General features: G+C 61.9%; 7 protein-coding genes and 1 pseudogene. 5 read left to right on the top strand and 3 right to left on the bottom strand.

The window, feature by feature from the left end; genetic code table 11:
- Nucleotides 1-92: 92 nt before the first annotated feature.
- Together Q4P21_RS09275 and dnaK are read right to left on the bottom strand one after the other, a co-directional pair.
- The gene (locus tag Q4P21_RS09275) at nt 93-668 is read right to left on the bottom strand and encodes a nucleotide exchange factor GrpE (RefSeq protein ID WP_303388496.1); all 576 of its coding nucleotides are present in this window, start codon (nt 666-668) and stop codon (nt 93-95) included.
- Nucleotides 669-670: 2 nt separating this feature from the next.
- A complete protein-coding gene (dnaK, locus tag Q4P21_RS09270) occupies nt 671-2542 on the bottom strand; it encodes a molecular chaperone DnaK (RefSeq protein ID WP_303388495.1) in 1872 nt (623 codons plus the stop codon).
- Between the two features lie 345 nt (nt 2543-2887).
- Between dnaK and Q4P21_RS09265 the strand changes: the two genes are divergently transcribed.
- Nucleotides 2888-3730 (top strand): methyltransferase domain-containing protein, encoded by an 843-nt coding sequence (locus tag Q4P21_RS09265; protein ID WP_303388494.1) that lies wholly within the window; start codon nt 2888-2890, stop codon nt 3728-3730.
- A 33-nt stretch (nt 3731-3763) separates the two neighbouring features.
- Nucleotides 3764-4120: a TMEM175 family protein gene (locus Q4P21_RS09260; RefSeq protein ID WP_303388493.1), complete on the top strand. Its 357-nt coding sequence runs from the start codon at nt 3764-3766 to the stop codon at nt 4118-4120.
- Between the two features lie 20 nt (nt 4121-4140).
- On the opposite strand, the gene Q4P21_RS09255 is transcribed toward Q4P21_RS09260, so the two are convergent.
- A complete protein-coding gene (locus Q4P21_RS09255; protein ID WP_303388492.1) occupies nt 4141-4551 on the bottom strand; it encodes an arsenate reductase ArsC in 411 nt (136 codons plus the stop codon).
- A gap of 286 nt (nt 4552-4837) precedes the next feature.
- Between Q4P21_RS09255 and Q4P21_RS09250 the strand changes: the two genes are divergently transcribed.
- The 3 genes and pseudogenes from Q4P21_RS09250 to Q4P21_RS09240 form a co-directional block, all read left to right on the top strand.
- Nucleotides 4838-5458 (top strand): LysE family transporter, encoded by a 621-nt coding sequence (locus Q4P21_RS09250; RefSeq protein ID WP_303388491.1) that lies wholly within the window; start codon nt 4838-4840, stop codon nt 5456-5458.
- Nucleotides 5459-5526: 68 nt separating this feature from the next.
- The gene (locus tag Q4P21_RS09245; protein ID WP_303388490.1) at nt 5527-6012 is read left to right on the top strand and encodes a low molecular weight protein-tyrosine-phosphatase; all 486 of its coding nucleotides are present in this window, start codon (nt 5527-5529) and stop codon (nt 6010-6012) included.
- Nucleotides 6005-6275 (top strand): annotated as a pseudogene (locus tag Q4P21_RS09240) (aminodeoxychorismate synthase component I); the annotation flags it as partial. The gene Q4P21_RS09245 and the pseudogene Q4P21_RS09240, both read left to right, overlap by 8 nt.

The raw sequence follows: 6275 nt of genomic DNA, 5'->3' as shown, positions 1-6275 counted from the left end.
ACTAATATTTGGGTGGGGGTGTGGGGGGGGGGGGGGGGGGGGGGGGCCCGCGCGGCCCCCCCCCCCCCCCCCCGCCCAGCAAGGTGTTGTTGCTACTCGGGTACTGCCACGATTACCTGTGCGGCGCGCAGGATGCGTTCGCCGGACTTGTAGCCGTTGCGCAGCACCTGGCTGACGGTGTCAATTTCGACGTCGGCCGAAGGCTGCTGGATGAGCGCCTCGTGCACGGTCGGGTCAAAAGGAACACCGATGGTGTCGATCCGTTCCAGGCCGTACGTTCCGAGCGTAGTCTCCAGCTTTCCGGCGATCGCTGCAAACGGTCCGTCGGCGATGTCGCCGTGGGCACGTCCTGCGTCGATGTCGTCGAGCACGGGAAGCAGCGAGTTGAGGACTCCGATGACAGCCATCTGTCCGGCAACTGCGCGGTCGCGCTCTACACGCTTGCGGTAGTTCACGTACTCGGCTTGCAGGCGAAGAAGGTCATTCTTCAGCTCTGCTGCTTCGTCACCGGCACCCTGGGCGACTGATTCCTCGGCAGGGACCTCAAGACCGTTGAGGATGTCCTCCGCCTGGGACAGGGCGTCTCCCTGGGTATCGGCAGTGCTTTCGTCAGGCTCGAGAACCGGCTCTACGGGCTCGTTTCCTTCGGGATTCACAGACTCAGACATGGTTACTTCTTCTCGTCTGCGTCTTCGTCGATGATCTCTGCGTCAACGATGTCCTCTTCAGGCGCGCCTTCCGGTGCGGCGCCGTCGGAAGATTCGCCGGCGTCAGCTGTGGCCCCCTCAGCCTGGGCTGCGGCGTAGATGGACTCGCCCAGCTTGGACTGTGAAGCCTGCAGCTTCTCGAACGCGGCCTTTACGGCATCGTCGTCGTCGCCGGCCAGAGCGGTCTTGAGCGCGGTGACATCTTCCTTCACCGGGTTCTTGACGTCCTCGGGCAGCTTGTCGTCGTTGTCGGCCAAGACCTTGTCGACGGAGTAGTGCAGCTGCTCTGCGGAGTTGCGCAGATCTGCTGCCTCGCGGCGTGTCTTGTCTTCGGCGGCGTGCTCTTCAGCTTCACGAACCATGCGCTCAATGTCATCCTTGGACAGCGAGGAGCCGCCCGTGATGGTCATGGACTGCTCCTGGCCGGTGCCCTTGTCCTTGGCGGACACGTGCACAATGCCGTTGGCGTCGATGTCGAACGTGACCTCAACCTGCGGGACGCCGCGAGGAGCAGGAGCAATGCCCGTCAACTCGAACGTGCCCAGCGGCTTGTTGTCGCGGGTGAACTGACGCTCGCCCTGGAAGACCTGGATGGCCACCGACGGCTGGTTGTCATCTGCCGTGGTGAAGGTCTCGCTACGCTTGGTCGGGATGGCCGTGTTGCGCTCGATCAGGTTGGTCATGACACCGCCCTTGGTTTCGATGCCCAAGGACAGCGGCGTGACGTCGATCAGGAGAACGTCCTTGCGCTCACCCTTCAAGACACCGGCCTGCAGTGCGGCACCAACGGCCACGACCTCATCCGGGTTGACGCCCTTGTTGGGCTCCTTGCCGCCAGCCAATTCCTTGACCAGTTCGACGACGGCGGGCATGCGGGTGGAGCCGCCGACGAGCACGATGTGGTCAATGTCGGAAACCTTGATGTTGGCTTCCTTGATGACGTCGTTGAACGGCTTCTTGGTGCGCTCGAGCAGGTCCTTGGTCAGGTCCTGGAGCTTGGCGCGGGTCAGCTGCTCGTCCAAGTGCACCGGACCGTCGGGGGTGACGGAGAGGTACTGCAGGGAAACGCTGGTGCTGGACGAGGAGGAGAGTTCCTTCTTGGCCTGCTCAGCGGCTTCCTTCAGACGCTGCAGGGCGATCTTGTCCTTGGACAGGTCGATGCCCTTGACCTTGAGCTGGTTCAGCAGGTACTCAACGATGCGCTGGTCCCAGTCGTCGCCGCCGAGGCGGTTGTCACCGTACGTGGCACGAACCTGGATGGTGGAGAAGTCGTCCTCGTCCTTGCCAACTTCCAGCAGCGAGACGTCGAACGTTCCGCCACCGAGGTCGAATACGAGGATGAGCTCGTCTTCCTTGCCCTTGTCCAGGCCGTACGCGAGCGCGGCAGCTGTGGGCTCGTTGACAATGCGCAGCACGTTCAGGCCGGCAATTTCGCCAGCTTCCTTCGTGGCCTGGCGCTCGGCGTCGTTGAAGTACGCGGGGACGGTGACCACTGCGTCGGTGACCTTTTCACCCAGGTAAGCTTCGGCGTCGTTCTTGAGCTTCATCAGGATACGGGCGGAAATTTCCTGCGCCGTGTACTTCTTGTCATCGATCCCGATGCTCCAGTCGGTGCCCATGTGACGCTTGACGGAGGCGATGGTGCGGTCGATGTTGTTGACGGCCTGGCGCTTGGCGATCTCGCCAACCAGGACTTCCCCGCTCTTGGAGAAGGCAACCACTGAAGGAGTGGTGCGCCCGCCCTCGGCGTTGGCGATGACGGTGGGCTCGCCGCCTTCCAGGACGGAGACGACTGAGTTGGTGGTTCCGAGGTCAATACCTACGGCACGTGACATAAGAGTGATTCCTTTCATGAGACGCTGAGTGAACTGGTCCGCCACGTTGGCGGCGGGTCGCTCAACCAGCGGTATTGAGCGTTCTGCACTCAACTTTACTCAGCCTCGCTTCCATGTCAAATAGAGTTGAGCGTAGTTGACTCAACTTTCACTTTGAGCGAACAAGAACGACGTCGGAGCGCTGGTTTTTGTGCTGCAGCCGCGTTCCGTTGTCTGGTAACGATGCGCAGGAACAGAAATGGCGCACGGCTGGCGGACAACGGTGCGTCGTTACAACTTTCCTGCCTTCGTCCAGAATTTAACTGGCTCTGGTCGTGGCACTGCCGTGGGCGTACGCTGCCTTTCATGAGCGAGCAAACGCCCCCAGCCCAGCATTCCGGCGCGCAACACGGAGATGTCTACACCCACGGCCACCATGAGAGCGTATTGCGGTCGCATGCGTCACGGACTGCGGCGAATTCCGCAGGCTATCTGATTCCATATCTTCAATCAGGGCATCGTGTCCTGGACGTGGGTTCCGGACCGGGCACCATCACTGCTGATTTTGCCCGCCTGGTGGCTCCCGGTGAGGTGTTGGGCCTTGACCGGTCACCGGAAGTCGTTGCAGCCGCCACAGTATTGGGAAGCCGGCAGCAGCTGAAAAACCTGAGTTTTGCGGTGGGGGATATCTACCAGCTGGATTTTCCGGACGGGAGCTTTGATGTGGTCCACGCGCATCAAGTCCTGCAGCACTTGAGCGACCCTGTCGCGGCCGTGAAGGAACTGCGCCGCGTGGCGAAACCGGGCGGCGTCGTGGCTTTGCGGGAGGCTGATTTCCACGGGATGTTCTGGTACCCGGAACTGCCCGAACTGGAGGAATGGATGGACCTCTACCAGCATGTGGCCAGGCACAACCACGCCGAACCGGACGCTGGTCGGCGCTTGCTTCATTGGGCACAAGCGGCAGGATTTGCCGATGTCACACTGTCCAGCAGCAACTGGCTGTATGCAACGGCCAAACAGCGCAGCTGGCTTTCCGACGACTGGGCCGAGCGGGTGGAACAGTCGGCACTTGCCAAGCAGGCTGTGGCCTACGGCTTGGCTGACGCTGCACGGCTGGCGTACATCGCTGCGGGCTGGCGCGCCTGGGGCGACAGCGAGGATGGCTGGTTTGTCATGCCGAACGCCGAGATCATCGCCCTGGCTTAGCCGGAAGGGCGGAGCTAACGAGGAGAGTCCACGATGGACAAAAGCCGTCTGGAGGCGCTTAGCAACGGCGTGCTGGCGATCCTCATCACCATCATGGTGCTCGAGTTCAAAACACCGCAGACAACCGATTGGGCGGGGCTGGCCGCGGTGGCGTATGTGATCCTGCAGGCTGGATTCATCCGCCAGCAGGGACACAACGGCCCGCTTGCAACGGCCATCGGCAGGAACGTGAAGGCTCGCAGCACACCCGTCATCTATGTGGCCGGCTGTGCACTGACTTTCATATCATCGATGTTCGGGCTTGCCGCCTACGCCATAGTTGCCGGCCTCTGGCTGGTCCCTGACCGTGGCTTGGAGCGGGCTCTTCGCAACGGCACGTCGGAGGCATAAGCCCGCACAACAAGGTGGCGCTAGGCCGGAGGCAGCAGTTCAGCGATCAGTAGTTGGATCCGAGCCTTGATGTCGTCTCGAATGGGCCGGACGGCGTCCACTCCTTGGCCGGCTGGATCCGCCAGCTCCCAATCTTCGTAGCGTTTGCCGGGAAAGATGGGGCAGCTGTCGCCGCAGCCCATGGTGATGACGACGTCGGATTCCTCCACGGCCTGCACCGACAGAATTTTCGGGGTTTCCGCCGACATGTCGATTCCGTCCTCGGCCATCGCTTCCACCGCTGCCGGGTTCACCGACGCCGCCGGGGCCGAGCCGGCAGAACGGACTTCGATGTCCCCGCCCGCCAATTCGCGCAGATACGCTGCCGCCATTTGGGAGCGTCCGGCGTTGTGCACACAGACGAAGAGTACGGAAGGTTTCTGTTCAGTCATGGCGATTCCTTCGAGGTGAAATAGTGTTTGCGTGCCCACAGTGCAGCATAAACCAGGGCGCCGAGGACGGGAACCTCAATCACAGGACCCACGACGCCCTGGCAAAGGCCAGCTTGCTCAAAGCGCTGGCGGATTCCAACCTGTTGCGCCTGCTGTCGATCGTGAAGTCCAGCCCCATCAGGTCCAATGGCCGCGCCGAGGCGTGCGTCCGCAAACTCACCCGTCTGCTGGGGCTGAGCCAGCTGCGGAGAGCATTCTCGCGCGGTAGGCGCTGTAGGCTTGGCGGGTGCAATTTTCCCTTTGGCTGGCCCTTGCCGGCGCTGGCGCCATGATCAGCCTGACTCCCGGTGCGGGTGCCATCAACACCATGTCGAACGCGCTCGTTTCGGGTTTCCGCCGCTCCTTCTGGGGCATTCTGGGCCAGCAGCTGGCCCTTGTCATCCACGTCGTCATTGTGGCTGCCGGCGTGGGCATTCTCGTCTCCAGCTCGCCATTCCTGTTCGCCATGATCCGCTACGTTGGCGCCGCCTATCTTGTCTATCTGGGCGTCATGAAGCTGCTGGCCAAGGCAGAGAAGGACGACGGCGGCAACACGCCTTCCATTGTCGAGTCCGGCCCGTCGATGTTCCGCCGCGGGCTCTGGGTCAACTTACTCAACCCCAAGGCGATCGTCTTCTTTTTGGCGTTCATGCCGCAATTCATCCGTCCGCACGATCCGCTGCTTCCCCAGTACGTCATCCTGACCGCCACAGTGGTCTTCATTGACGTCATCGTCATGTGGTTCGTTTTTGCCGCCGGCGCCAAGCAACTCAAGCACCTGACCACCAGCGAGCGCGGGCAACTGCTGTTGAACAGAATATTCGGCATCCTGTTCATTGGCGTTGGCATCTTGCTCGCCCTCGTGTAGCTCATCCCAGCACACTTCGCCAAGACCCTTCGCCACCACCCAGCGGCAGGCGCCGATAGACTGTTTCAATGACCACCCCCTTCCGGATCATTACCGTGTGCACCGGCAATATCTGCCGCTCCCCCATGGCCGAGTTCATGCTGGCAGATGCCGCCGAAAAAGCCGGACTGGACTTGGTCGTCGACTCCGCAGGGACGTCGGCGTGGGAAATTGGCAACCCAATTGACTCTCGTGCCAAGGCAATCCTGGCTCGCCACGGCATCGTCACGCCAGCGCACGCGGCACGTAAGTTCAAGCCGTCTTGGTTTGCCGAACGGGATCTGATTCTGGCTCTTGACACCGACCACTATGAGGCTCTGCGAGCACTGGCCCCGAACAAGGAAGCAGCAGAGAAGGTACGCATGCTGCGCTCCTTCGACCCCGACATGGCACACGCCCAACCCGCACAACAGGGTATTTACGACCCCTGGTTCGGCAACGCGAAGGACTTTGAAGTCAGCTGGGACCTGATCTCCTCAGCGATTCCCGGCATCCTGGCGCATGCACGTGGCTAGTCCCTCCCACGCACCCCAGCGTCCGGTGATCATCGCGGTCGACGGTCGTTCAGGCGCCGGAAAAACGACCATTGCCGTGGAACTGGCTGCACTGCTCCGCCGCCACCGCACCGTCTCACTGTTCCATCTTGAAGACATCTACCCCGGCTGGGACGGGCTCGTCGGCGGAGTGGAACGGTACATCACTTCCGTGCTGGAACCCCTGCATCATGGCTTGCCTGCCACGTGGACGGCGTGGGATTGGGAAGCCCGGAACGACGGCG

It is taken from the genome of Arthrobacter sp., assembly GCF_030540645.1.
Classification (GTDB): Bacteria; Actinomycetota; Actinomycetes; order Actinomycetales; family Micrococcaceae; genus Specibacter.
This window is presented reverse-complemented; position numbering and strand designations above follow the sequence as displayed.

What these genes read in the sequence shown, in the direction of transcription:
- Q4P21_RS09260 (WP_303388493.1), top strand. Translation starts at nt 3,764, where the DNA reads ATGGACAAAAGCCGTCTGGAGGCGCTTAGCAACGGCGTGCTGGCGATC.
- Q4P21_RS09245 (WP_303388490.1), top strand. Translation starts at nt 5,527, where the DNA reads ATGACCACCCCCTTCCGGATCATTACCGTGTGCACCGGCAATATCTGC.
- Q4P21_RS09255 (WP_303388492.1), bottom strand. Translation starts at nt 4,551, where the DNA reads ATGACTGAACAGAAACCTTCCGTACTCTTCGTCTGTGTGCACAACGCC.
- Q4P21_RS09275 (WP_303388496.1), bottom strand. Translation starts at nt 668, where the DNA reads ATGTCTGAGTCTGTGAATCCCGAAGGAAACGAGCCCGTAGAGCCGGTT.
- dnaK (WP_303388495.1), bottom strand. Translation starts at nt 2,542, where the DNA reads ATGTCACGTGCCGTAGGTATTGACCTCGGAACCACCAACTCAGTCGTC.
- Q4P21_RS09265 (WP_303388494.1), top strand. Translation starts at nt 2,888, where the DNA reads ATGAGCGAGCAAACGCCCCCAGCCCAGCATTCCGGCGCGCAACACGGA.